We start from the raw sequence: 25,412 nt of genomic DNA, 5'->3' as shown, positions 1-25,412 counted from the left end.
GCTTAGTTCACTAGCACACTGTTGAGTTCTCAAGCAACACACCCACAACCCAAGCCACACACACTCGCGCGGCCTCGACCGAGGCAGTCATTCCTAGCAGTTTTTGGTGGGACACCCACTCAATCGCTTCAAGCGAGAGCTTGGTTCGTGTCCCAGGTCTTACTCTGTCGCCCGGTCTCCCTGGCGACGAAGAGAACATTACACGCCCCCAAACAGCCCGAAACAGGGGGGTGCCTTAACAAGATCATCGCAGGTCAGCGGGCATGGAACCCCGATGTCGGCCCGGTCGCCTAGCCTGGCGGCATGTCTCAGACCGCATTCGTGACCGGCGCGAGCGCCGGGTTCGGCGCCGCGATCGCGCGCCGGTTCGTCAAGGAGGGCTTCCGCGTGGTCGCGGCGGCCCGCAGCGAGGACAGGCTGACCGCGCTCCGCGCCGAGCTCGGCGACGCGGTGCTGCCGGTCGTGCTCGACGTGCAGGACCCGGAGGCGGTCCGGTCGGCCGTCGCCGCGCTGCCCGAGGACTGGCGGGAGATCGACGTCCTGGTCAACAACGCCGGGCTGGCGAAGGGGCTCGAACCCGCGCACCGGGCGAAGCTCGCGGACTGGGACCAGATGATCGACACGAACGTCACCGGCCTGGTCCATCTCACCCGCGCGGTGCTGCCCGGCATGGTGGAGCGCGGACGCGGTCACGTGCTCAACGTCGGTTCGGTCGCGGGCAGGTACCCCTATCCCGGCGGCAACGTCTACGGCGCGACCAAGGCGTTCGTGCACCAGTTCAGCCTGAACCTGCGCAGTGACCTGCACGGGACCGGCGTCCGGGTCACCGTCGTCGAGCCGGGGTTGGCCGGTGGCACCGACTTCTCCAAGGTCCGGTTCGACGGTGACGTGGAGAAGGCGGACGCGGTGTACGAGGGCACCACGCCGCTCACCGCCGAGGACGTCGCGGAGTCGGTGTACTGGGCCACGGCGCAGCCGGCGCACGTCAACGTCAACGTGATCGAGCTGATGCCGGTGGTGCAGAGCTTCTCCGCGCTCCAGGTCCACCGCGGCTGACTAGCCGCCCAGCCCGAAGATCTCCCAGAGCCGCTGCCGCGCCGGGTCCCGGTCCGTCAGGATCCGGCGCGTCCGCGGCCGTCCGCCGGTCGACGGATAGCGCAGCACCGTTTCACCGATGCCGCCGAGCTGCTCCAGCAGTTCCCGTACGGACAGGTTCATCCCGGCGAGGTCGGCCTCGCGCCGCATGAGGTGGGTGACCGTGGCGGTGAGCACGGAGACCAGTGTGTGCGCGGCGATCCGTTCCGGGGTCCATTCCCAGCGCGGCGTCGGCCCGGTCACCGCGGGACCGGTCAGCCAGCGGAACGTCGATTCCAGGTGGGTCCTCGCCCGGTAGGCCGTGACGACCTCGGCGACCGGCCAGTCCTGGTCGGTGACCAGGACCTGTTTGCCGAAGTACTCCTCCTCCAGCCGCGCTACGGCGGCGGCGTCGACACGCCAGGTCAGCCGGATCTCGCCGGACTTCGCACCGGTCAGTGTCGTGCTCAGCGCGCGTTCGACGCGGCGGCCCCTGGTGATCCGGCCGACCTCGGCGTGGACCTGGGACCGGTCGCCGCGGTGGGTACCCGCCGCGAGGGCGGCGGCGAGCCCGTCGAGTTCGCGGATCGCGGTGCTCAGCTCGTCGGCGAACGCCCGGGACTGCGCGGCGTGCAGGGTCGCGGAGTGGGTGAGGATCACCCGGCGGCGGACGCCGTCGACGACGGCCAGGGTGTCCCAGGCGGTCAGCCCGGCGAAGCGTTCGGGGTCGACCGGTTCGCGCGCGGACGCCGGCTGGGCCAGCAGCTCGGGATGGCCGGACAGCGGCAGGGAGCCGACGAACCCGCTGCGGGCGCCGAGGTCCAGCTGCGCCGCCTGGCCCGCGTGGAACACGAGCGTGATGTCGCCGCCTCCGGTGGAGGGGGCACGTCGGCGGAGATCCTCGACCAGTTCCGCGAACGTAGGCGCCGCACCGCGCTCCCGCCGGTAGCCCCGCGAGGCCAGCGGGATCGCGCCGTCGCGGGTGACGACGAGGCCGAGCCCGGCGAGCGCGTCCGGGCAGGCCGAGGCCAGCGTGCAGTCGGCAGCGGTGAACGAGGCGAACTGCGCGACGTCGACCGCGAGTGCGGCGGTGCCGTCGCCGAGCAGGGCGAGGACTGCTTCGGCGATCGTGGCCTCGACCGCGGCGAGGCGCTCCGGGGTCAGGCGCCGCAGCGCCCGCCAGTGCGCGGCCGTGGTCAGCGCCGAGCGCGGCGGGCGTGGCCGGACGAGGTCCTCCGCCGCGGAGCCCGCCCACCAGTCGCCGAGCGGGACTCCCGGTGCGGTCGCCTGGTGCAGGACGGCGACGGCGAGGCGGGTGCCGAGGGTGGTCTTCGCGCGCTGGGTGCCGAAGAGGGCGTCCACCCGGCGCACGAAGTCCAGGCGTTCGAGGGTGGCCCACACCGCGGCGACGTCGCCGTACGACCGGTGCCGGGCGCTGTCCGGGGCGGTGTCGCCGGGGATGGCGCGGGCGATCTCCTCGGCGGTACCGAGGTAACGCTGGGTGACCACGCGGGGCGCGCCGTCGACGCGGGCCGACTCCGCGAGGTAGTAGTACGTCCGTCCGCCGATGCGCTTGCCGATCACCGAAGCCACACTTTAGGTAATACACATCGGGACGGAGATCGACAACCTCCGCGGCTCGCTGAACTGCGTAAACACCCTGGCCACCCGACCGGGTGAGGCACCAGGGGTTTACGGACTGGCCGGTGCCGCCGAGGCCGTCCTAGCGTGACGGGAATGGCACCCGATGCTGACCAGAGCACACCCACCGCTTCGGCGATGCGCCGCGCGCTCGCCCGGGCGCGTGACGGCAAGACCCTCGACGCCGCCGAGGCCACCGTGCTGCTGCACGCGCGTGGCGACGACCTCGCGACGCTGTCCGAGTACGCCTCCCGGGTCCGCGACGCCGGGCTCGCCGAGGCTGGCCGCCCCGGCGTCGTCACCTACAGCAAGTCCGTCTTCATCCCGCTCACCCGGCTGTGCCGTGACCGGTGCGGCTACTGCACGTTCGCGACCGTGCCCGGCCGGGTCGACTCGCCGTTCCTGTCGCCGGACGAGGTCCTCGACATCGCGCGCAAGGGCGCCGAGCTGGGCGTCAAGGAGGCGCTGTTCACCCTCGGCGACCGGCCGGAGGACCGCTGGAAGGCCGCCAAGGACTGGCTCGACGCGCACGGCTACGACGACACGCTGTCCTACGTCCGCGCGATGGCGATCCGGGTGCTGGAGGAGACCGGGGTGCTGCCGCACCTCAACCCCGGTGTCCTTGGCTGGCAGGACTTCCAGCGGCTCAAGCCGGTTTCCGCGTCGATGGGGATGATGCTGGAAACCACGTCGAAGCGGCTGTTCACCGAGAAGGGCCAGCCGCACTACGGCTCGCCGGACAAGGACCCCGAGGTCCGGCTGCGGGTGCTGGAGGACGCGGGCCGCAGCTCGGTGCCGTTCACCACCGGCATCCTCATCGGCATCGGCGAGACGCACGAGGAACGCGCCGACGCGCTGTTCGCCATCCGCCGGGTCGCGCGGACCTACGGCAGCGTCCAGGAAGTCATCGTGCAGAACTTCCGCGCCAAGCCGGACACGAAGATGCGGGCCACCCCGGACGCGGATCTCGACGAGCTGGCCGCGACCATCGCGGTCGCGCGGATGGTGCTCGGGCCCAAGATGCGCATCCAGGCGCCACCGAACCTGATCGGCCGCCAGTACGAAAAGATGCTGAAGGCCGGGATCGACGACTGGGGCGGCGTGTCGCCGCTGACCCCGGACCACGTCAACCCGGAGATGGCCTGGCCAGGGGTGGACGAGCTGCGGCGGCACACCGAAGAGCTCGGATTCACGCTGCGCGAACGGCTTCCGGTGTACCCGGAGTACGTCAAGACCGGCGAGCCGTGGCTGGACCCGCGGATCGGCGAGCACCTGGCCGCGCTGGCCGAGCCGGAGACCGGGCTGGCGATCGAGGAGGCCATCCCGAAGGGCATCCCGTGGCAGGAGCCCGACGGCGGCTGGCAGCAGTCCGGCCGTACCGAACTGCACGTCGAGGTGGACACCACCGGGCGCACCGAAGAGAAGCGGAGCGACTTCGACTCGGTGTACGGCGACTGGAAGGAAATCGGCGCGAACATCAAGGCCGGGCCGGCCCGGTTCGACGCCGATGTCCGGGACGCCTTGCGCAGCGCGGAAAAAGACCCCGCCGGGCTGTCCGACGACGAGGCGATGGCGCTGCTGCACACCGACGGCGCCGAGCTCGACGCGTTCGCGAAGATCGCCGACGACCTGCGCCGCGAGGTCAACGGGGACGACGTCACCTTCGTCGTCACGCGGAACATCAACTTCACCAACGTCTGCTACACCGGCTGCCGGTTCTGCGCGTTCGCCCAGCGGCGCACCGACGCCGACGCGTACACGCTTTCGCTGGAGCAGGTCGGCGACCGCGTCGACGAGGCGTGGGCGGCGGGCGCGACGGAGATCTGCATGCAGGGCGGGATCCACCCGGACCTGCCGGGCACCGCGTACTTCGACCTCGCGGCCGAGGTGAAGCGGCGGCAGCCGGGCATCCACCTGCACTCCTACAGCCCGATGGAGGTCGTCAACGGCGCTTCGCGGACCAACCTTTCCCTGCGGGACTGGCTGATCCGGGCGAAGGAGGCCGGGGTCGACTCGCTGCCGGGCACGGCGGCGGAGATCCTCGACGACGACGTCCGCTGGGTGCTCACCAAGGGCAAGCTGCCGACCTCGGAGTGGATCAAGGTCGTCACCACCGCGCACGAGGTCGGCCTGCCGACGACGTCGACGATGATGTACGGCCACGTCGACACGCCCGCGCACTGGGTCGCGCACCTGAAGCTGCTGGCGCGGTTGCAGCGCGAAGGGCTGGAGAGGCACGGGAAGCGCGGGTTCAGCGAGTTCGTGCTGCTGCCGTTCATCCACCAGAGCTCGCCGATCTACCTCGCCGGGCTCGCCAGGCCGGGCACGACGCTGCGGGAGAACCGCGCGGTGCACGCGCTGTCCCGGCTGCTGCTGCACGGGATGATCGACAACATCCAGTCCTCGTGGGTGAAACTCGGCGAGGAGGGCAGCCGGGCGGTGCTGTCCGGCGGCGTCAACGACATCGGCGGGACGCTGATGGAGGAGACGATCAGCCGGATGGCCGGTGCCGCGAACGGTTCGTACAAGACCATCAGCGACATGCGCGCGATGGTCGAGCCGCTGGGCCGTCCCCTGCGGCAGCGCACCACGGACTACGGGACGCCGTCGGACGAGCGGATCGCCGCCGCGGCCGCGTCGGACGGCGTGGCGACCGCGGTGCGCAAGCCGCTGCTGCCGCTCCTGACCCCGTGAGCCGGGTGGCCGCCCGGCCGGGCCGGGCGGCCACCCCGCTATCGTTGCCACATGGGGGTTTTCCGGGGCTTTTCCGTCGTCGTGGCCGCGGCGTTCGTGCTGTCCGCGTGTGCCGCGCCGTCGTCGCCGCCTCCACCCCCGTCCCCGTCACGACCGGCCCCGTCGTCCTCCGCACCGCCCGCCGGTCCGCTGGTGATCACCGCGGGTGTGGTGGAGGCCGCACTGGGGCACCGGGCGGTCGTGCTGACGCTGACCAACCACGGCGAGGTGACGCGGACCATCACCGGCTATCCCGAGGTACGGGTGCTCGACGGGAACGGACGGGCACTCGACGTCCTGGTCAAACGCGATTCGTCGTACATGGCCCGCGATCCCGGGCCGAAGCCGGTGACGCTGGCCCCTGGCGGCCACCTGCTGGCGGTGGTGTCCTGGTCGAACACGGTGACCGACGGCGACCCGTCGACCGGTGCCGCCATCGCGGTCGCCGTCGCGCCCGGCGAGCCGCCGCGGACGCTGCCGGTGCGCACCGACCTCGGCACCACCGGCGAGGTCACCGTGAACGCGTGGGCGGCGGAACTGCTCCACTGAGCGGACGTGCCACGGCGGCCGGACGGATTTGTCAGCACCACGCGCATCCCGTTGTGTCACCGATCACAAACAACTTCGCGGTCGCGTTTCGCCGTCATTTTCTGTGCTAAACCCGTTCGAGGTTCACGACAGGTCCACCCGTCGAGAGGACATCGATGAGCACCTCGGAAGCCGTGGCCGTGGTCCAGGTGATCGACACCGATCGCTACCCCCTCACGGAGCCGGGGAGCAGAGCCTGGCAGGACATCGTTTCCCGCACCCGCGCCGAACTCCGGGAAACCGGGTGCAGTGTGCTCGCCGATTTCGTCCGCCCCGAGTTGCGCGCGGTGCTGGAATCCGAATGCGCGCGCATCGCCCCGTCGGCGTATTCCCGGGTCGAACTCGTGAACGCGTACAACATCGCCACCGACACCCCACTGCCGGAAGGCCATCCGGGGAACACGATCATGGAGCGGGGCAACGCCTTCGTCGCCCGCGACCAGATCCCGGCGTCCTCGATCATCCAGCAGCTCTACACCAGCCGGGAGTTCCAGCGGTTCGTCGCGGACTGTTTCGCGCTGCCGGAACTGCACGAGCTCGCCGATCCGCTGTCCGGGCTGACGCTCAACGTGATCGCGCCGGGCCGTGCGCACCCGTGGCACTTCGACGTCAACGAGTTCACCGTCAGCATGCTCACCCAGGAGGCCGAGGAGGGCGGCGTTTTCGAGTACTGCCCTGGCATCCGCTCCGCGACGGACGAAAACTTCGGCGACGTCCGCGCCGTGCTGGCCGGCGAAGGCGGGCATCTCGTCCGCGAACTGACCCTGCGACCCGGTGACCTGCAACTGTTCCAGGGCCGGTTCGCGCTGCACCGGGTGGCCACCGTGCGCGGGGACACCGCCCGCCACTCGGCGATCTTCGCCTACAGCGAGCGTCCCGGCGTCATCGGCAGTCCGGAGCGGACGCGGCAGCTGTTCGGCCGGGTGCTGCCCGAACACCTCGGACAGGCCGTCCGGGGCGACCGGCTGCTCGACTGACCGCGGCCTTCTCCTCTCCTGGCGCTTTCGCCCGGCATTGTCGTACGCGACCGCTAGCATCGGCGGCGTGTCCGGCACCACACCCCGACCCGCCCCACCGAGATCGAGGATGATCGTGAGCAGCAGCCCGGAATTGTCCACGCGCACCTTCGGCAACGAGGACCGCCTCCCCCCGGTCCCCGTGCCCGCTCTGGAGGACAGCTGCCACCGCTTTCTCGACTGGTGCGCGCCCCTGCTGACCGCGGACGAGCTGGCGGAAACGCGCGCGGCGGTCGACGCCTTCCTCGAGCCGGGCAGCCCGGCGCACGAACTCCAGTCGCTGCTGGAGGCCTACGACTCGACCGAAGGGGTGCACAGCTGGCTCGACACGTTCTGGCCCTACCGGTACCTCGGCCGCCGGGATCGGATCGCGCTCAACGCCAACTTCTTCTTCCTGTTCGCCGATTCCGGGCTCGGGCAGGTGGAACGCGCGGCCGGCCTCGCCGCCGCGGCGGTCGACTACAAGCTGCGGCTGGACGAGGAGTCGATCCCGCCGATCGTCCTGCGTGGACAGCCGCAGTCGATGGTGCAGCACCGGTTCCTGTTCTCCGCGACGCGGATCCCCGGCGCCGAGCTGGACACCGCGCGCACGCCCTACCGCGAGGACTGGCCGGGCCCGTCCACCGCGCGGCACATCGTCGTGTTCCACCGGGACACCCCGTTCCGCTTGGACGTGCTCGCGCCGGACGGCCGCCCGTACGACACCGACCAGCTGATCGCCGGGCTGCACACGATCATGAAGACCGGCCGCGCGATCGACGACCCGTCGGCCGCCGCCGGGCACTTCACCACCAAGGCCCGCGCGGAATGGGCGGCGACGCGGCAGGCCCTGCTCGACGCCGGGAACGCCGAAGCGCTGGAGACGATCGAGACGGCGTTGTTCTGTCTGTGCCTGGAAGATCTCACGCCGTCGGGTCCGCAGGAAGCGTGTGACCAGCTGCTGCACGGTGACAGCGGCAACCGGTGGTTCGACAAGGCCGTCTCGCTGATCGTGTTCGCCGACGGGACCGCCGGGATCAACGTCGAGCACTGCGAGCTGGACGGGACCACCATCCTCGGCTTCACCGACGCGCTGCTCGCCGGGGACCGCGTGACGCGGCCGGGCGCCGAAGGGGTCCCGGCGTTCTCCCGGATCGACTTCGCCCTCGACGACGCCCTGCGCGCGGACGCCCGCGAGGCCGCCGCGTCGTTCAGGGCCTACGCCGACGCCACCGCGACGAAGATCCTCTCCTTCGAAAACTTCGGGGCGAGCAGGGCGAAACAGCTCGGGATGTCGCCGGACGGTTTCGCGCAGATGGCGTACCAGCTCGCGCACAAGCGGGCCAAGGGGCTGATCGGCGCGACCTACGAGTCGATCGCCACGCGGCAGTTCCGGAACGGCCGCACCGAGGCGATGCGGGTCGTCACGCCCGAGGTGCTGCGGTTCGTCGCGGTGATGGACGACGAAAACGCCTCCCGCGAAGAACGTCGTGAGGCTTTCCGGACGGCCGCGGCGAAGCACGTGGCCCGCGCGAAGGAATGCCAGGCGGGTGACGCGCCCGAGCAGCACCTGTGGGAGCTGCAGCTGATCCAGAAACGGCGCGGTGGGGACACCGCGTTGCCGCTCTACGAGTCGCCGGGCTGGGTCAGGATGCGCGACGACTACCTGAGCACGAGTTCCGCGCCGTCGGTCAACATCCAGTACTTCGGGTTCGGCTCGACGAGCCCGCAGTGCATCGGCGTCGCCTACGTGCTGCTCCCCGACCGGCTCAACATCTACCTGTCCACGCCGCGGCACGTGGCGCACGAGATGACGTTGTTCGCCGGGGAGCTCACCAGCGCGGTCCGGGAACTCGAGGAGCTGCTGGCCACGGAGTAGCGCTCAGCCCTGGTGCGGCTCGGAAACGACCAGCACCAGGGAGCCGTCGAACTCCGGTTGCTCGCGAAGGCCGCCATAGCGCCGTTCCCAGGTGCCGTTGGCGAGGTCACGGCGGAGTTCGGCGGCGAACCGGGTGTGCACCTGGTCGCCGACGAAGCTCCACGCCGAACAGGACAGCCGCGCGTCCGGGTCGAGCAGCCGTTCCGGCCGGGCGTAGTAGGCCTCGTTGAACCCGTCGGTGCAGTCGATCGGCACCGGGACGCCGACGACGCGGGTGTCCCCGCCCAGCCCGTCGGCGATGTCCTCGACCGAGGGGTAGCGCCGGGCCTCGGTGTCGATGACCTCGGGCGCGTAGTCGGTGAGCCAGAACCGGCGCAGCAGCGTCGGGTCGCAGGTCAGCACCGCGACCGGACCGCGGGTGACCCGGCGCAGCTCGGCGAGCCCGGCGTCGAGGTTCTTCCACTGGTGCACGCTGAACGTCGTCATCGCGCCTTCGAAGGCCCGGTCGCCGAAGGGCAGCTTCTCGGCCACCGCGTCCACCGCGGGCGGGAGGTGCGCGGGCCGCTTCTCCCGCATCGACGCGGACGGCTCGACCGCGGTGACCTCGCGGTCCGCCGGTTCGTAGGCACCGGCTCCGGCGCCCACGTTGAGCACGGTCCGCGCGTCACCCAGCGCGTCGAGGAGGTACGCGCCGATCCTCGGGTCCGGTTTGCGGTAGTCGGTGTAGGCGCCACCGATCGCGGCGTAGTCCGCGTCGCCCGCACTGCCGTCGGCACGTCGTTGCATCACGCCGCCAAGGTACCGACCGCGCCGCCGCGGTGCCGCCGGTTCGCGCGAACCGGCGGTACCGCTCGTGGCTATGCCGTCAGCTTCAGGATGTCGATCCCGCGCTTGTTGTCGGCGACGTAGACGTAGCCGCGGTGCCAGGTGGGCGCCCACGAAGCCGCGTCGGCCGGCCGGAAGTAGGCGATCTGCTTCGGGTTCGTCGGGTCGCTGATGTCGAGGAACCGCGTGCCCTGCGCGTAGAAGGACTGGACTAGCACCTTGTCCTGGATGTCGAAGTAGTGCGCGGAGCAGTCACCGGACTTCGGGTCGCTGCCCTCCTGGCCCGCCACACCCCAGGTGCCGACGGTGCGGAGGCGGAACGGCTTGTCCGGCGTCGACTTCCAGCCTTCGCCGTGGTACGAGCCTTCGAGCGACGAAATCGTCAGCACACCGTCACCCGCGCAGCCGTCGACGAAGCTCTCTTCGGTGGCGTAGACGAGATCGTGACCGCGCCACGCGCCGTCGTCGCGGCGGTTCGCCGGGTGGAAGCTGTTGTGCATGAACTTCGACGGCGCCGCCGTCTCGGCGACCCCGCCACCCGCGTAGGGCACCGGGGCGTACGCGGTGGCACGGCGCATCCTGCCCTGCACCGGATCGGGGTGCACGCCGTCGGTCCAGTAGCCGCGGACACCGCCGCGGCCGGACACCCACGCGACGTCGTTCTTGTCGACCTGCACGTCGTGCACGTAGTCGGTCTTGCCGTCGTTGCGGGCCAGTTCGATCGGCTGCGGGGACACCTTCGGGTGCCGCGGATCGCGGACGTCGGTGACCCAGATCGGCCTGCCGCCCCAGTCGGCGGGCTGGTCGTCGGCCTTCGCGGGACCGCCGGTCCACAGGTACCGGCAGTCGTTGACGCAGCTGGTGGTGTGTCCCGCCGGGACCTTGACGTAGCTCAGCTGGACCGGCTTCTCCGGTGTCGACACGTCGACCACGTAGATGCCGGACTCCCCGTTGTGCGTGGTCCCGCCGAAGGCACGCGGGTCACGGGAAAGGAAAACCAGCTTGCGCTCGGGGTCGACCTCGGTGTTCTCGGTCTCCCACAGGCCCGGTATGGCCAGCTGCCCGACGAACTTCGGGGCGGCCGGATTGTCGGTGAGGTCGTAGAGCTTCAGGCCGAACTGGCCCGAAACGGCCATCACGTCCCGGTGCCCGTACCGCAGGAAGGCGAGCGAGATCGCGCCCTGCGCGTCCGGGAGATTGCCCACGGCCTGAACGTTCTTCACCGCGCCCGGCTCGCCGGTGGCCTGCGCCGCGGCGGCGGGCTTGTCGTCTTCGCCGCAGGCGGCGGCGGGCAGGGCCGTGGCGGCGAGCGTCGCGGCGACGGTGGTGACGGCCAGGCAGGAACGGAGCCACCAATTACGCACAGAGACCTCCCAGTAAAAGATTCTCGAACTCTATGACCACCCCCAACCGGGCACAACCGTCTTTCGTTTGGGGTCCGCCTGGTAGGAACGGACCATGCGCTCGCGTGTCCTCCTCGCCCTGCTCGCCGCCGCGCTCGTCGCGGGTGGCTGTACCGGATCCGGTTCCCCCGCGACACCAGGAGTGCTCCGCGTCGGCCTTGCCGAACCGGCGACACTGCTGCCCGCCGACGTGCGCGACCAGCCGGGACGCCTGATCACCGGCGCGCTGTGGACGCCGCTGGCCGACTACGACGCGGCGAGCGGCAAGCTGACCGAACGCGCGGCGGAGGCCATCACCGGCAGCGCCGACCGGAAGCAGTGGACGGTCAAGCTGCGCCCGGCGCGTTTCCACGACGGCAGCCCGGTCACCGCACAGTCCTATGTGGACACCTGGCGCGCGGTCGCGGACCAGCCGTGGGCGGTAGCGCCGGTGCTGACCCGGCTGCTGCGCGCCACGTCGATCACCGCACCGGACGACGCGACGATCCGGATCGACCTCGACCGCCCGTCCGGACAGGTCCCGGTGTGGCTGTCCGCGCCGGGACTCGTGCCGTTGCCGCGGTCGGTCCTCGGCTCGCGCGACTGGGCCGCCTTCGCGCGGACGCCGATCGGCAACGGGCCCTACCGGCTGGACGGCGCGTGGCGGCCGGGTGGCGGCGGGAAACTGGTACGGGTCACCGACACCCCCGGCAAGGCCAGGGAGATCGACCTGCGGGTCGGCGAGCCGGCCGCGCAGTACGACGCGGTGAAGGCGGGCGAGCTCGACCTCGCCGCCGAGGTTCCCGGTGACCGGCACGAATCCATGCACCACGACTTCGCCGACCGGCACCTGTCATGGCCGCTGCCCGAGGCCGGCTACCTCACCTTTCCCGTGGCGGACCGGCGTTTCGCCGATCCGACCGTGCGGCACGCCTTCGCGTTCGGCGTCGACCGGGCCGCGCTGGAGGCCGGCCCGCTGCGGCACCAGGTCGATCCGGCGAAGGCGCTCCTGCCACCCGCCGACGCTCCCGGCGAGCGGTCCGGCACCTGCCGTCCCTGCACGTTCGACGCGGCGGCCGGGAAGGCACTGCTCGGCCAGGCCTCGTTCACCGGCCCGGTGAACGTCTACTCCGGACCTCGCACGGAGAACTGGACCAAACCGCTCGCCGACGGGCTCGCCGCCGCGCTCGGGATCCAGACCGCCCCGAAACCGCCGCCCGCCACCGGAACCCCGGACGGCCCGGCCACCCTGGTCGTCGAACTCGGCACGGCGAGCCCCGGCGAACTGCTGGCCGCGCTCGCCGCGGCGGCCGGGTACACCGACGACGTCATGAAGCAGAACCTGGCGGACGCGGAGGCGGCGGCGACCCCGGCGGAGGCCGGCGAGCTGTACCGGCTCGTGGAGAACCAGCTACTGCGGGACCTGCCGGTGGTGCCGCTGTGGTCCGCGCACGGCCACGCGGTGTGGGGCGAGCGCGTGCACGAGGTCAGGGCGACCCCGTTCGCGGGCGTCGACCTGACCGCCCTCACGGTGTGAACCGGCGAGCTCGCGTACCTGAAGCGTCGGCCGGCGTACCCGGAACGTCGGCTCGCGTACCTGGAACGTCGGTTCACACCGCCGCGTGTTTCGCCAGTACGTCGATGAACGCCGCGGTCAGCGGGTCGGGGCCGGTGCGGCAGTAGGCGGTGAGGGTGCGCCGGATCGCCGGGTCCGGGCGCAGCACGCGGCCGTCGAACCGGGCGGGCAGGACGTTGGCCGGGACCAGTGCCGGGCCGAGGCCGGCGGCGGCGAGGATCGGGGCCGCCGCGGTCTGCTCGGTCCGCACCGCCGCGCGCGGCCGGAACCCCGCGGCGGCGCAGGCGCGGTCGACCAGTTCGGCGAGACCGTTGCCCGGCGCGTAGTGCACCCACGCGCAGTCCGCCAGGGTGCTCAGCGCGACGCGGCCTCCGGCCCCCTGCTCGCTCGCCCCCTCGGCGGGCAGGACGACGACGAACTCCTCGACGCCCAGCGGCCGCACCGGACCGCTCCAGTCCTCGGGCGCGGGCCCGATCGCGACGTCGGCCGCCCCCGCGCTCATCGCGTCGCGCAGCGCCTCGGTGTGCCGGTACTCGGACAGCCGGACGTCGACGTCCGGCCGCTCGCGCCGCCACATCCGCAGCGCGGGCGGCAGTACCCCGAGGCTCACCGAGTAGACCGTGGCGACCTGCAGTTCCCCGGCTTCCAGTCCGGACGCCTGGCGCGCGGCGCAGCGGGCGCGTTCGGCGCCGGCCAGCGCCGCCCGCGCGTGCGGCAGCATCGCCCGGCCCATCGGCGTCAGCCGCACCGAGCGCGGCAGCCGCTCCAGCAGTGGCCCGCCGACCCCCTGTTCCAGTGCCCGCATCTGGTGCGACAACGCGGGCTGCGTCACATGCAGCAGCTCGGCCGCGCGAGTGAAGGAACCCGTGTCGACCACGGTGACCAGGTATTCCAGCTGGCGCAGGCTCGTCATGAACACAGCTTATGCCTACCGTGATCGTTATGCCTTGGACTTATCCGGTGACGCGGCACAGGATCGAGGCATGAGCACAGCACGCAACCTCGCCCTGGTCGCCGGGGCGAACGGGATCATCGGCCGGACCCTCGTCGACCACCTCGCGCGGCAGGAGGACTGGGACGTGGTCGGCCTGTCCCGCCGTCCGGGCGACGGGAAGACCCGCCACCTCGCCGTCGATCTCCTCGATCCCGCCGACGCGCGCGCCAAGCTGAGCGGACTGACCGGCGTCACGCACGTGTTCTACGCGGCCTACCAGGACAAGCCGACCTGGGCCGAACTGGTGCCGCCCAACCTCGGGATGCTGACCACACTCGTCGACGCCGTCGAGCCCGTCGCCCCAGGACTGCGGCACGTCAGCCTGATGCAGGGCTACAAGGTCTACGGCGCGCACCTCGGCCCGTTCAAGACCCCGGCGCGGGAGACCGACGCCGGGCACATGCCGCCCGAATTCAACGTGGACCAGCAGCAGTTCCTGGAACACCGCCAGGCGGGCAAGGCGTGGACGTGGTCGGCGATCCGGCCTTCCGTGGTCGGCGGGACGGCGCTGGGCAATCCGATGAACCTGGCGCTGGCGATCGCGGTGTACGCGTCGATTTCGAAGCAACTCGGCCTCCCGCTGCGTTTTCCGGGTAAACCCGGCGCGTATGACAGCCTGCTGGAAATGACCGACTCCGGCCTGCTCGCGAAAGCGACCGTTTGGGCGGCCACCGGTGACCGAACGGGCAACGAGGCGTTCAACATCGCCAATGGCGACCTGTTCCGCTGGCGGGAACTGTGGCCGAAGATCGCCGCCTACTTCGGTCTCGAAACCGCGCCGCCGCTGCCCATGTCACTCGAGGTCGCGATGGCGGACAAGGCTCCACTGTGGACTTCGATGGCGGAGAAGCACGGGCTCGGAGTGTCCTACGCGGACGTTTCCGCGTCGTGGCGGTTCGCCGACTTCGTGTTCTCGTGGGACTACGACGTCTTCGCGGACACCTCGAAGTCCCGTCGCCACGGATTCCACGAGTACGTGTCCACCGAGGAGATGCTCTTCGGGCTGTTCGACCGGTTTCGTGCCGAGGGCGTCATCCCCTGACGTGCCGGGCTCCGGGAGCCTCAGCCACGCCCGATGAACGGCATCGCGGTCGCGGTGATGGTCAGGAACTGCACGTTCGCGTCCAGCGGCAGCGCGGCCATGTAGCGGACGGCGTCGGCCACGTGCCGCGCGTCGAAGGTGGGCTCGGCGGCGATCCGGCCGTCGGCCTGCGGGATCCCCGCCGCCATCCGCTCGGTCATCTCGGTGGCCGCGTTGCCGATGTCGATCTGTCCACACGCGACGTTCCAGGCCCGGCCGTCCAGCGAGATCGACCGGGTCAGCCCGGTGACCGCGTGCTTGGTGGCCGTGTAGGCCACACTCGCCGGGCGCGGCGAATGCGCCGAGATGGACCCGTTGTTGATGATCCGCCCGCCGCGGGGATCCTGCGACTTCATCAGCCGCACGGCCTGGCGCGCGCACAGGAACATCCCGGTGAGATTGGTGTCCACACTGCGCCGCCAGTCCTCGACCGACAACTCGTCGACGGTACCGCCGATGGACACACCCGCGTTGTTCACCAGCAGGTCCAGCCTGCCCCAGCGGTCGCGAACGGTGTCGAACAGCGCGGTGACCGACGCGGGATCGGTGACGTCGGTGGGCACGGCCAGCGCCGACTCGTGCCCGCCGGCGGCCTCCGCCAGCGCGCCGGCCCGGCGCCCGGCGAGCGCGACCCGGTAGCCGTCGGCCAGCAACGCGCGGGCAATCTCCCTGCCCAGCCCGGAACCCGCCCCGGTGACCACCGCGATTCCCATCCGTCCTCCTCGTCGTCGTCCGGATTCCCGCACCGGATTCGTCGTCGCACCCTCGCACCGCGACGGTATCCGGCGCAACCGCGGGGCGGGATACCCCGGCAACACAGGGAAAGCGCTTGCTGACGGTCCGGTGCCGTTCGCGAGCCACCCGCAGCCGTTCGGAGTAGCGATTTCCTTTCCCACCCCGATGTTCACCGCCAGGCCGTCGGGCCTTCACCGCGTGCGGTAACCCCCGCGCGCACGCTCCGATCACCACAGTGTGTCCCGGGGGAAGAAACCACGGTTCCAACTTGTCCAGACCGGCACGGAAACCGTGCGCTGGCGATTGCTGGGAGGTAACAACACCTCGCTCGGCACGAGCGCGCTCGACTACCGGCGTTCCGAAGACTGCCTCGCTTCGATTTCCTGGCTGAGCGTCCATCTGGGCGAACTCACCGCGGAATTCGGCCACGCGGGCGGCGGACGGTGGCGCTGGCGGCTGCGCAGTGGAACCGACGCGGTGGCGGTGGCCGCGCACGCGTATGGCCGAAGAATCGAGGCACAACGCGGACTCGATCGATTTCGCGCGGCCACCAAGGAAGCGACGACCACCGAGAAAATAGAGACCGTCATCGACTGGCGCAAGAAGTACCGCATGAATTCCCGCGAGAGTTCCGAACGCCGGATCGGTGATCAATAATCACGGAAAGTACGTTTCCCGCCGGTTAACCACCAAGCCGTCGGGCGGGAACGCGGAGCACCCGAGCCGGTCAGTCCCGTGCGAGGAGATGAGACCTGTCACGGAATCCCGTGACGTCATGGGGACTAGCAGAAAGAGTGCTGACACCATGCGTGCTCGTATTACTCGGCTTCTCGGCGTGACCGCGGCCGCGGCCGGCGCCTGCCTGGTCATGACCGGGACGGCCGCCGCCGTCCCGCCCGCCAACGGCATCGCGGAGGTCATCCCCGCCGCGGGCTCCGACACCATCTTCGACATCACCAACGCGGTGTTCGCCGACGCGAACACCACCGGTTCCGCCTGGAACACCGACCCCGACAACTACGTGAACATCCCGCCGGTGCTTCCGGCCGGCGGTTCGTTCACCGTGCCCGCCGACCCCTGGTCGCCGGGGACCACGTACGACGCGAGCAACCCGCCGCCGGACGGTTCGTCGGCGGGCAAGGCCGCCCTCGACGCCTCCGCGGCCGCCCTCGACGGCAAGTACGAGATCGCCCGGTCCTCCTCCGAGCGTGGCGCCAACGACCCGGCCACCTTCGAGTACTACGGCTTCGGCCGTGACGCCGTCACCTGGTCCTCGTCCTCGACCGGTGCGGGCGCGGGCCTGCCCCTCACCCTGGCGCAGCTGCGCGGCGTCTACGACGGCTCCATCACCAACTGGAGCCAGGTCGGCGGCACCAACGCGGCCATCAAGGTGTACCTGCCGCAGGTCGGTTCGGGCACCCTGTCCTTCTTCACCAAGAACGTGCTCAAGTTCGACCCGACCACCAAGCCCGTCACCATCACCCGTTTCCAGGAGAACGACGCGACGTCGATCGACGCCGCGAACCGTGCCAACGCGATCGCGCCGTTCTCGGTGGCGCAGTGGATCGCCCAGGGCAACGGCGTCACCAGCGACAAGCGCGCCGGCTTCACCGTCAACAGGCTCACCGGCGCCGGTTCCGATGGTGACCTCGTCACCGGCAGCGCAGGCAGCTACAAGCCGGCTTTCGCCGACACGTTCATCGGTTCGCGGATCGTGTACTACGTCCTCGACACCCGCACCCGCCGGTACGGCCAAGCGAAGCGTGCCGTCGGCTTCGACGACGGCGACACCGCCGCCACCGCCAGCCCGCTGTGCGGCGGCAAGCTCGCCGACATCATCACGAAGTACGGCTTCAAGACCGTCGCCGGCACCGGCGACCTGACCTGCGTCAAGGCCTGAATCATCGCCTGAACCTCCAGTGACGGAACAACGGCCCGGCGCGTGTCCCACGCGCCGGGCCGTTGCTGTCGTGCTGCCGCAGCCGCGTGCTCCGCGGCTGGTTCCGGTGTCTCTACTACTGCTTGGGCGGAATGCCGAGCGCGGCCAATGCCGGGCCGGCCATGATGACGCCCTTGCCGGTGACCGCGTCGAACCCGGGCGCGCCGAGGTCGATCGCGGTGGACTCCAGCGCGGTGCGGATCTCCGCCGGGGTGGCGGCCGGCTTGCCGGACAGCAGCAGTGCCGCGATGGCCGCCGCGTGCGGGGCCGCGGCCGAGGTGCCGTAGAACGGCTGGAACCCGCTCACGGACGTCGCGACACCGTCGGCGGCGGTGATGTCCGGCTTGGCGCGGGTGGCGCCGCCGGTCGAGGACACGTTGCCCGGGGTGATGGCGGTGCCGTCGGCGTTGTAGAACTGGTGCCGCTGGCCGTCCGAGGTGAACCGTTCCCACTTGCTGCTCGCGGTGAACTCACCGGGGTACGGGCCCGCCGGGTTGGGCGGGTCGCCCTGCTCCAGCGCGCGGCTGAACGCGGTGGCCGCCGGAGCCGCCGCCACGCTGAAGGCGTCCTTCGCGGCCGAGTGGCCCGAGGTGACACCGGCGGTGCTGAACGCCTTGAGCGAATCGGTCGCCACGAAACGACCACGGATCACGTTGAGCGCGATGAACCGGTCCTCGCCCGAGTACTTGACCACGGCGACCTTGTAGCCGGAGCCGCTGCTCGGCACCGAGGCGATCTCGTACGGGTTCTGCGTGCCGTTCTGCTGGTTTTCGCTGGAGGCGACGACGCTGCCGGCGGAGTTCAGGATGAACAGGTCGTAGTCGCTGGTCGCCTTGCCCCACGGATCGGACCAGAACAACGTCACCGGCCTGCCCAGCGAGCCCGCCGAGAGCGCGTCGAAGACCTGGGTGCCGTTCGGGTCGAAGTTGTGCGGGGTCCCGGTGATGCCCGGGATGGTGGTCGAGGCGCCACGGAAGTCGCCCTCGTAGTAGCCGCTCGAACCGTCGGTCAGGTTGCCCGAGTTCCCGGCCGAGGAGAAGTACAACGCGCCCGCCGCGGTCACGTCGTTGACCGCCTGCGCGACCGGCCCGTCCTGGAACGGCGACTCGTCGAAGTAGGAGACGTCGTCGACGATGACGGTGCACTTGCCGGTGGTGCGCAGCGCGCGGATGTTGTCGGCGAAGCTCTGCTCGCTGGTGAACGCGGTGGCGAAGCCGAGCGTCGCGTTCGGGGCGAGGTCGTGGACGATTTCGAGCATCGCGGTGCCCTCGTCGCCGCTGCCCTTCTGACCGGACAGCACGTCGACGTCCGGCAGTTCGCCCGCGCCCTGCGACTTCGCCAGCGAGTCGACGCCGTCGGAGAGCACGCACACCTTGACGCCGGAACCGTTGACGCCGTACTTCGCGCGGGCGGTGTCCGCGCCGTGCGCCTTGTCGCCCTCGGACACCTGCGTCGCGGCGATCGCCTTCTTGGCCACCTGCCTGCGCGCGGCGGCACCGGCCGAGTCGCCGCCGTCGGCGTTTTCCTTCCACGTCATCGCCTGTGCGGCGGGCTTGACCGAGCTGACGTCCGCGCGACCGGCGATCGCGTCCACCGCGGCCAGCGGCAGATCGGCGCGGACCGCGCCACCCGAGGCGTAGCGCACGGTGCCACCCGCGGCGCGGACCGCGTCGGCGACCTTCTGGTCCTTGCCCCAGATGTCGACCGCGACGCCGCCCTTGTCGCTCACGGCGACCCCGGAGCGGTAGTCGGGCAGCTTCGCGGCGAGGCCCTTGTCGGCACGCAGCCGCTTTTCGACCACAAGCTGGCTGGCCTGCTTGGCCTCGGCGGGCGTGAGCGACTTCTTGATGCTCTGCAGCGCGCTGATCCCGGCCTGGGTCCGCGCGGTGGCGGTGTCGGCGGGCGAGGGCTGCGCGACCGCGGCGGCGCCCGAAAGCAGGAGCGCGCCGACCGTCGCAGGAACCGAGTACGCGGCGACCCGGTTGAATCTCACCATGGATTTCTCCCTGTCGTAGCGCGCCCCGACGCACGCTGATGATGACGTGACACCCGAAGTGGTCGTTAAAGAGACTAGCTCGAATGGATGACCCCTGAACGGGTGTAGTGGAGAGAAATCTAAGGAGCGATCAGCCGCCGTGCCACCCACCAAAGTCGGGAACGCCGACGCGTCCAGCTGGTGGAACGGGATTCGTGCGAACGGGTATCCGCCTCAGGCCCAGGCCGGGAACATCCGCCACAACGCGAGCGCGGCCAGCGCGGCCAGCGTTACCAACACCGGGCCGGTGATGACGTAGGTGGACACCGGACGCCAGCGCCGATAGAGCACGGTCGCGCCCGCCGCGGCGAGCACGAACCCGCCGAACGCCAGCGCCAGGCCCGCCCATGCGCCGGTGTCACCGGTACGGCCGTCCTGCGCGTCGGCGCGACCGTTCTGCGGGGTCGGCCGGAACGGCTTTCCCTCCAGCACCGCGGTCACCACCGTCGCCTGCTGCGAAGCCAGCGGCCACCACGAGGAGGAGGTCACCAGGGTCAGCCGGTCGTTGTCCGTCTTGCCGTAGTCCGCCGACTCGTCGAGTGGACGGGAAGCGGTTCCGGTGATCCGGTAGACCGACCGGCCCTGCGTGGTCGCGACCACGATCTCGTCACCGTTCACGAGCGTGGACAGCGAGCCGAACGGCGCGCCGTACCCGGAATACCGGCCCACGAGCGCGGAGTTCCCCGGCTGCCCCGGCCCCGAGGTCCCCGGCACGTGCCCGGGGCCGGACGCGGTCTCGCCGCTGGAAACGCCCTCCAGGACGACCTGCTGAAGTTTCAACTTCGGGATTTCCAGCACCGCGACCGGCGCGCCGACCTCGACTGGCCGGGTCGGCGCCTGGGAGCCGAACAGGCTCTGGCTGGCGCCGTACGCCCGGTCCATCTCGGCACGGATCCGCGTCAGCGCCTCCCGCTGGTCACCCGCCTCCAGCATCGGCCCGAGCGCGTAGACGACCAGTGACAACGCCACGACCGTGGTGACCAGCCAGGCGAACACCGTCGCGACGAGCCAGCCGGGCGTGATCCGGAGGAACTGACCGCCCGGTTCTTCGGCCGCGAGCGGCTGCGCGGTTCCCGGCTGTGGTTTTTCGGGCGGTGAGCTTTTGGGCGGTGAGTTTTCGAGCTGGGTGGTCTCAGGATCGGACGTTTCCGGAGCCGCATGCCTGCCCACGAGATCGGCGCTCATCCGCGCTGCCCCCGGATCCGGGCGAGGAGACCGGAGAACGCGCCCACGATCGCCGCGGCCGCCCTACTGAGCCAGGGCGGTATCGGCCGTCCCGCCGTCACGTACGCGGTCCCCGACGGGAGCGCCGCGAGAATCACCAAGGCCAGCAAGGGAATCAGCACCGCGAGCACGCCCGCGCCCAGGAACGCGGGTATCCGCACCGAGTCGGCCAGGTTCTTCGCCGCCTGCACGCTGTCGTGGGTGGGCGCGGCCGTCTTCTCGGGAGCCGCCATCGGCGTCCCACTCGATGTCGACGCGTTGACGGCGTTGGCCGTGGCGGGCGTACCGGAGCCGGAGGCGGTGGCACCCGGTGGAGGCGGGTTCTTCGCCTCTTCCTTTTCTTTACAGGCCGCCGCGGCGGTGCCGGCGCCGATCTTCGCCGCCCGGTCCGCGGCCGTTCCCGCCAGATCCGGGGTCAAGGGCGCGAGCCCCGGCGCGAGCACGCCCTGCCCGCCGTTCACCGTCATCTGGACGAACGTCTTGAGCTGCTGCTGTTTCGCCGGTAGCGGCCGGCAGTTCGCATCGATCAGTGGATTGACCGGGACGGTGAGGTACTCGGCGAAGGTCAAGGGGTAAGCCCCGGCCCCGGAAACCGTCCCGGGTTGCAGAGTGCCGTCCGCGCCCTGCTTCATCGTCGCGGAGGCGGCCTGGAGACTCTGCGTCGTGGGAGCGACGAAACCGCCCTTCCCGTCCGGTAGCGCCACCGGCGTCCAGCCGTAGGCCCGCGCGGTCGCCAGGTCCGTGACCACCCAGTTCAAGCAGCCGTTGACGCAGTCGCCCCCGCGACCCACCGTGGCGTTGTCCACCACCTTCCGCACCGCGAACTGGCCCACCTTGGCATCGACGTTGTGCAACTGGTACTTGCCGGGATCCAGCGCGCCGAGCTCGCTGATCACGCCGGGGGACTTTCCGCTGAGCGGACCGTAGTACTCGGGCCCCTTGTCCAGGAACACCCACTGATCCGGGGCGGCTTTCGCCAGCAGCGTGCTGAGGGCGAAGGGCACCGTGCCCTTGCCCGCCTCGCCGGAGAGACCGAAGAAGCCGTTGTTCGAGTCGGCAGCTCCTGCTCTGGGGGCCGGATTGAGGACGGGGTTGTCCGTTTCGCCGGTGATCGTGCGCAGAGTCGCATTTCTGGCTACCAGCGGGGACTCGTCCCTGAAGATCCCGCCACGGCCGGTGGTGTCCGGCAGTTCACCGCCCTTGGTCAGCATGTTCGCCAGTTCACCGAAGGTGAATGACAGGGAGTCGGTGATCCTCGATTTGAGCGAGCCGCCGGCGTCGGTCTTGTCGGTCGGTGCCCACCCCACTGCCGCGAGGACCACGGCGTTCAAACCGGCCGGGACGTATTCGCGGGCACGAACAGACTGGGTCGCCAGCGCGCCCCCGGATCCGGTCACCATGACGTCGGAATCCCCGGTGTCAAACGATTTGAGGCCGACGTCCTCGGTCTCGCTGACGAGGTTGGCCGGCTGGTCGCTCCTCGTCGGCGCGCACAGCGCCTGGTTCCAGGCGACTCCGGTTCGGCCGAACCGTTGCGGAATGCTCGCGACGAGCGAGGCAGGCCCGACACCGCCACAGCCCCGAACACTGAGCCCGGGCGCGGCGGGCGAGAACGCCAGTGAGTCGTCGATCCATTTGGTGCCGCCGATGGCGATCTCCACCTCGAGCGTGCAGGGATGGTTCTCGTCGCACGCGTACGAGAACTGCCGCAGCCGGATCTTCTCGCCCTTCGGACCGGTCGAAACGACCGGGTTGTTCGCCCAGGGGAAGAAATCGCTCTTGTCCGACGTGGTGTAGTCGGGATCGTAGCCCACGGGGGCCGGTGTGGACCGGCCACGCGGTACCGCGGTGTCAAACGTGATCTCACCCGTCGTCGCGCTCCGCGCCCGCTCCATCTGGTGCACGCCGGCCGGGCGGCCGGTCAGCTCGTCGCCGAACGACGCGCTGCAGTAGGCGAGTACGCGCGATCGCAGATCGTGATCGGGCCCCCATTGCGGCTTCTTGTCGACGACGCCCGTCAGCTTCACCAGATTGTCCGGCAGGTCCTTCGGGCACAAGTAGAGCTTCGCCTTCGCCCCCACGGGCAGACCGGACAAGGTGACCTTGAGCGGATCGCCATCCTGCACCGTGGTCAGTGACGCGGGTTCCGTCTTGAGCTTGTACGGCGGGCGCGGCTGGTCCGCCGCGCTCGCCGAAGGCACGGACAGCACGCCCAGCACCGCCAGGACGCCACAGGCGACCACGATGCCGAACCGTTTGGCACGGGCGAAGAACACGAGAACTCCCCAGAGCACGGGACAGGGACACGCCCCGGCCAGGACGTGCCGGTCCCCAACGTCCCCCCGCCGGGCGGGTCCGGTCAACGGCCGGGAGCGGGCGGGCGGCGGTGATTCACCGGCGCCCCGTCGGGCGTTTCCCGCACGGACACCTTCACCGCCGCGCGGCCGCACATACTGGCCGGGCCGAGGGGAACCGGCCGTGTCGCGCTGCCCCCTGCCCGGCGAATCCCCGCCCGTGCTCAATCCCCACCAGTACTAGGGAAAGGCAGCTCGTGACCGTCGCGCTCCCCCGGCCCGATCCGTCTCCGCCGCGGCGGATCGTGACCGAAGTCCTCTCCCGGGCCGACCGCGCGTTCCGCCGGGTGACCACCGGTGCCGGGCTCGCCATGCTGGCGATCCTCGCCGTCATCGGGTTCTTCCTGATCTACCGCGCCGGACCGGCGTTCGGGACGAGCGGGTTCGGCTTCTTCACCACGATCCGGTTCGACGCGGCCAGCGGCGTCCTCGGTGTACTCGGCCTGCTCTACGGGACCGTCGTGGTCGCGCTCATCGCGATCGGCATCGCGGTGCCGCTGAGCATCCTCGCCGCGCTGTACATCACCGAGTACTCCAGTGGGCGGCTGCGCGGGTTCCTCACCGGGCTGGTCGACCTGCTCGCCGCGATCCCCAGCCTGCTCTACGGCCTGTGGGGATTCAGCTTCGTCGGGCCGAAGATCGCGCCGGTGTCGCAGTGGCTGACCGACAACCTCGGCTGGTTCCCGCTGTTCGCGCACAAGGACAACGCGCTGTTCATCAACTCGATGTTCATCGCCGGGCTGATCGTCTCGCTGATGGTGCTGCCGATCACCACGTCGGTGATCCGCGAGGTGTTCGCGCAGACCCCGCCCGGCGAGAAGGAGGCCGCGCTGGCCCTCGGCAGTACCCGGTGGGGCATGGTGCGGACGGTCATGCTGCCCTTCGGCCGCGGCGGGATCATCGGCGGCTCGATGCTCGGGCTGGGCCGTGCGCTCGGCGAGACCATCGCGGTTTCCCTGCTGCTGCCGCAGGTCCCGGAGATCACCACGCACATCCTGCAGTTCGGCGGGTCGACGATCTCCGGCTACATCGCCAACAACTCCGGCGCCTCAGGACTCGCGCTGAGCGGGCTGATGGCGGCGGGCCTGGTGCTGTTCGTGTTCACGCTCGCGACGAACTTCACCGCGTCGGTGATCATTTCGCGAAGCCGGTCCGGGGCGGGGGTCGACGCGTGACGGCGACGCTCCCGCGCGCCGAGGCCGTGGCCCGCCGCCGCCCGCTCGCGAAACGACGTCCCGCTTCGACGACCCCGGCCGACCGGCTGGCCGCGCTCGGCTGCGCGGTGTCCGCGACGCTGCTGACCTGGTTCGTCATGCACCTGCTGCTGACCTCGCCCGGCTGGCTCGCCGACCTGCTCGTCGCGTACACGCTTTACCTCGGCATGCTGTACGTGGTCACCCGGGACCGGCTCGGCAGGCTCGCCGCGGCCGACCGGATCGTCTCGACGATCGTCGTCACCGGTGCGCTGGGGCTGCTGATCCCGCTGCTGCTCCTGCTCGGCTACATCGTGGTCGCGGGCGCGCCCCACCTCGGCTGGGGCTTTTTCACCCACGACATGTCCGCGGTCGGGCCGACCGACCCGGTTTCGGCCACCGGCGGCCTGCACGCGATCGTCGGGACGCTGGAGCAGACCGCGCTGACGCTGGTGTTCGTCGTGCCGCTCGGGCTGCTCACCGCGATCTTCCTCAACGAGACCCGGTCCCGCTTCCGCCGCCCGGTGCGGATCATGGTGGACGCGATGAGCGGGCTTCCCTCCATTGTGGCCGGTCTGTTCGTGTACGCGGCCCTCATCATCCCCGGTATCCAGGCCGGGGTGGGACTGTTCAGCTACAACGGGCTGATGGCGACGTTCGCACTGACCATGGTCATGCTGCCGACGGTGACCCGCACCGTCGACGTCGTCCTCCGGCTCGTACCGGACGGTCTGCGCGAGGCGTCGCTGGCGCTCGGCGCGAGCCGCGCGCGGACGGTGTGGTCGGTGGTCCTGCCCACCGCGCGGACCGGGGTGACCACCGCGGTGATCCTGGGCATCGCGCGGGTCGCCGGGGAAACCGCGCCGCTGCTGTTCACCTCCTTCGGGTCGATCAGCATGAACACCAACCCGTTCTCCGGCCCGCAGGAAAGCATTCCGCTGTTCGTCTACCACTACGTCAAGCAGCCGCTGAGCAATGTCCAGCAACGCGGCTACGTCGGCGCGCTGGTGCTGATCATGCTCATCTTCGCGTTGTTCGCCCTCGCCCGGCTGGTCGGCCGCGACCGGTCGAAACGGCGAGCGCGCCGCACCCCGAACCGAACCGCACAGGAGAACCGGTGACCGACACCGTCGAAACGTCCACGACAGCGCCTGCTGCGGCGCC

19 protein-coding genes are annotated in these 25,412 nt (G+C 70.6%); 11 read left to right on the top strand and 8 right to left on the bottom strand.

All coding sequences use genetic code 11. The features are described 5' to 3' along the window. Positions 1-303 precede the first annotated feature (303 nt). Positions 304-1,056: an SDR family oxidoreductase gene (locus ABD987_RS42720; RefSeq protein ID WP_345408397.1), complete on the top strand. Its 753-nt coding sequence runs from the start codon at positions 304-306 to the stop codon at positions 1,054-1,056. Here the strand turns inward: ABD987_RS42720 and ABD987_RS42715 are convergent, their stop codons facing one another. Beyond that, entirely contained in the window at positions 1,057-2,667 is a 1,611-nt protein-coding gene (locus tag ABD987_RS42715) for an IS1634 family transposase (RefSeq protein ID WP_425551102.1), read from the bottom strand. A gap of 144 nt (positions 2,668-2,811) precedes the next feature. On the opposite strand from ABD987_RS42715, the gene ABD987_RS42710 reads away from it, so the two are divergent. From ABD987_RS42710 to ABD987_RS42695, 4 genes are all read left to right on the top strand, one after another. Next, positions 2,812-5,409 carry a bifunctional FO biosynthesis protein CofGH gene (locus ABD987_RS42710; RefSeq protein ID WP_345408395.1) on the top strand — a complete coding sequence of 866 codons (2,598 nt, stop codon included), beginning with the start codon at positions 2,812-2,814 and terminating at the stop codon, positions 5,407-5,409. A gap of 51 nt (positions 5,410-5,460) precedes the next feature. Further along, on the top strand, positions 5,461-5,997 hold the full coding sequence (locus tag ABD987_RS42705; RefSeq protein ID WP_345408393.1) for a DUF4232 domain-containing protein: 537 nt from the start codon (positions 5,461-5,463) through the stop codon (positions 5,995-5,997). A 155-nt stretch (positions 5,998-6,152) separates the two neighbouring features. Next, on the top strand, positions 6,153-7,013 hold the full coding sequence (locus tag ABD987_RS42700) for a HalD/BesD family halogenase (RefSeq protein ID WP_345408391.1): 861 nt from the start codon (positions 6,153-6,155) through the stop codon (positions 7,011-7,013). A gap of 109 nt (positions 7,014-7,122) precedes the next feature. Next, positions 7,123-8,910 carry a choline/carnitine O-acyltransferase gene (locus ABD987_RS42695; RefSeq protein WP_345408389.1) on the top strand — a complete coding sequence of 596 codons (1,788 nt, stop codon included), beginning with the start codon at positions 7,123-7,125 and terminating at the stop codon, positions 8,908-8,910. 3 nt (positions 8,911-8,913) lie between these two features. On the opposite strand, the gene ABD987_RS42690 is transcribed toward ABD987_RS42695, so the two are convergent. Both ABD987_RS42690 and ABD987_RS42685 read right to left on the bottom strand, forming a co-directional pair. Next, positions 8,914-9,696 (bottom strand): class I SAM-dependent methyltransferase, encoded by a 783-nt coding sequence (locus ABD987_RS42690; protein ID WP_345408403.1) that lies wholly within the window; start codon positions 9,694-9,696, stop codon positions 8,914-8,916. A gap of 71 nt (positions 9,697-9,767) precedes the next feature. After that, positions 9,768-11,099, bottom strand: coding sequence for an LVIVD repeat-containing protein (locus tag ABD987_RS42685; RefSeq protein ID WP_345408387.1), 1,332 nt, complete (start codon positions 11,097-11,099; stop codon positions 9,768-9,770). Between the two features lie 94 nt (positions 11,100-11,193). Between ABD987_RS42685 and ABD987_RS42680 the strand changes: the two genes are divergently transcribed. Continuing rightward, a complete protein-coding gene (locus ABD987_RS42680; protein WP_345408385.1) occupies positions 11,194-12,654 on the top strand; it encodes a peptide ABC transporter substrate-binding protein in 1,461 nt (486 codons plus the stop codon). Positions 12,655-12,727: 73 nt separating this feature from the next. Here the strand turns inward: ABD987_RS42680 and ABD987_RS42675 are convergent, their stop codons facing one another. After that, positions 12,728-13,606, bottom strand: a complete 879-nt coding sequence (locus ABD987_RS42675; protein ID WP_345408383.1) for a LysR family transcriptional regulator — start codon at positions 13,604-13,606, stop codon at positions 12,728-12,730. A gap of 70 nt (positions 13,607-13,676) precedes the next feature. On the opposite strand from ABD987_RS42675, the gene ABD987_RS42670 reads away from it, so the two are divergent. Further along, entirely contained in the window at positions 13,677-14,729 is a 1,053-nt protein-coding gene (locus ABD987_RS42670; protein WP_345408381.1) for an SDR family oxidoreductase, read from the top strand. Positions 14,730-14,749: 20 nt separating this feature from the next. Here ABD987_RS42670 and ABD987_RS42665 read toward each other — a convergent pair whose 3' ends face one another. Next, entirely contained in the window at positions 14,750-15,481 is a 732-nt protein-coding gene (locus tag ABD987_RS42665) for an SDR family oxidoreductase (protein WP_345408379.1), read from the bottom strand. Positions 15,482-15,794: 313 nt separating this feature from the next. On the opposite strand from ABD987_RS42665, the gene ABD987_RS42660 reads away from it, so the two are divergent. Beyond that, entirely contained in the window at positions 15,795-16,160 is a 366-nt protein-coding gene (locus ABD987_RS42660) for a DUF1508 domain-containing protein (RefSeq protein WP_345408377.1), read from the top strand. A 178-nt stretch (positions 16,161-16,338) separates the two neighbouring features. Continuing rightward, complete coding sequence (locus ABD987_RS42655; RefSeq protein ID WP_345408375.1) at positions 16,339-17,403, top strand: substrate-binding domain-containing protein; 1,065 nt, start codon at positions 16,339-16,341, stop codon at positions 17,401-17,403. Between the two features lie 115 nt (positions 17,404-17,518). Here ABD987_RS42655 and ABD987_RS42650 read toward each other — a convergent pair whose 3' ends face one another. From ABD987_RS42650 to ABD987_RS42640, 3 genes are all read right to left on the bottom strand, one after another. After that, a complete protein-coding gene (locus tag ABD987_RS42650; protein WP_345408373.1) occupies positions 17,519-19,438 on the bottom strand; it encodes a S8 family peptidase in 1,920 nt (639 codons plus the stop codon). 213 nt (positions 19,439-19,651) lie between these two features. Next, positions 19,652-20,662, bottom strand: coding sequence for a sortase (locus tag ABD987_RS42645; RefSeq protein ID WP_345408371.1), 1,011 nt, complete (start codon positions 20,660-20,662; stop codon positions 19,652-19,654). Next, positions 20,659-22,977 carry a hypothetical protein gene (locus tag ABD987_RS42640; protein ID WP_345408369.1) on the bottom strand — a complete coding sequence of 773 codons (2,319 nt, stop codon included), beginning with the start codon at positions 22,975-22,977 and terminating at the stop codon, positions 20,659-20,661. Before ABD987_RS42640 ends, ABD987_RS42645 begins: the two co-directional genes overlap by 4 nt. A 275-nt stretch (positions 22,978-23,252) precedes the next feature. Between ABD987_RS42640 and pstC the strand changes: the two genes are divergently transcribed. Next, the gene (gene pstC / locus ABD987_RS42635) at positions 23,253-24,230 is read left to right on the top strand and encodes a phosphate ABC transporter permease subunit PstC (RefSeq protein ID WP_345408367.1); all 978 of its coding nucleotides are present in this window, start codon (positions 23,253-23,255) and stop codon (positions 24,228-24,230) included. Beyond that, complete coding sequence (gene pstA / locus ABD987_RS42630) at positions 24,227-25,369, top strand: phosphate ABC transporter permease PstA (RefSeq protein WP_345408365.1); 1,143 nt, start codon at positions 24,227-24,229, stop codon at positions 25,367-25,369. The genes pstC and pstA overlap by 4 nt, the downstream gene beginning before the upstream one ends. The last annotated feature ends 43 nt before the right edge of the window (positions 25,370-25,412 follow it).

Origin of the sequence: Amycolatopsis samaneae, from assembly GCF_039541975.1 — a bacterium.
Classification (GTDB): domain Bacteria; phylum Actinomycetota; class Actinomycetes; order Mycobacteriales; family Pseudonocardiaceae; genus Amycolatopsis; species Amycolatopsis samaneae.
The sequence above is the reverse complement of the archived record's forward strand: the minus strand, read 5'-3'. Positions and strand labels throughout refer to the sequence as shown.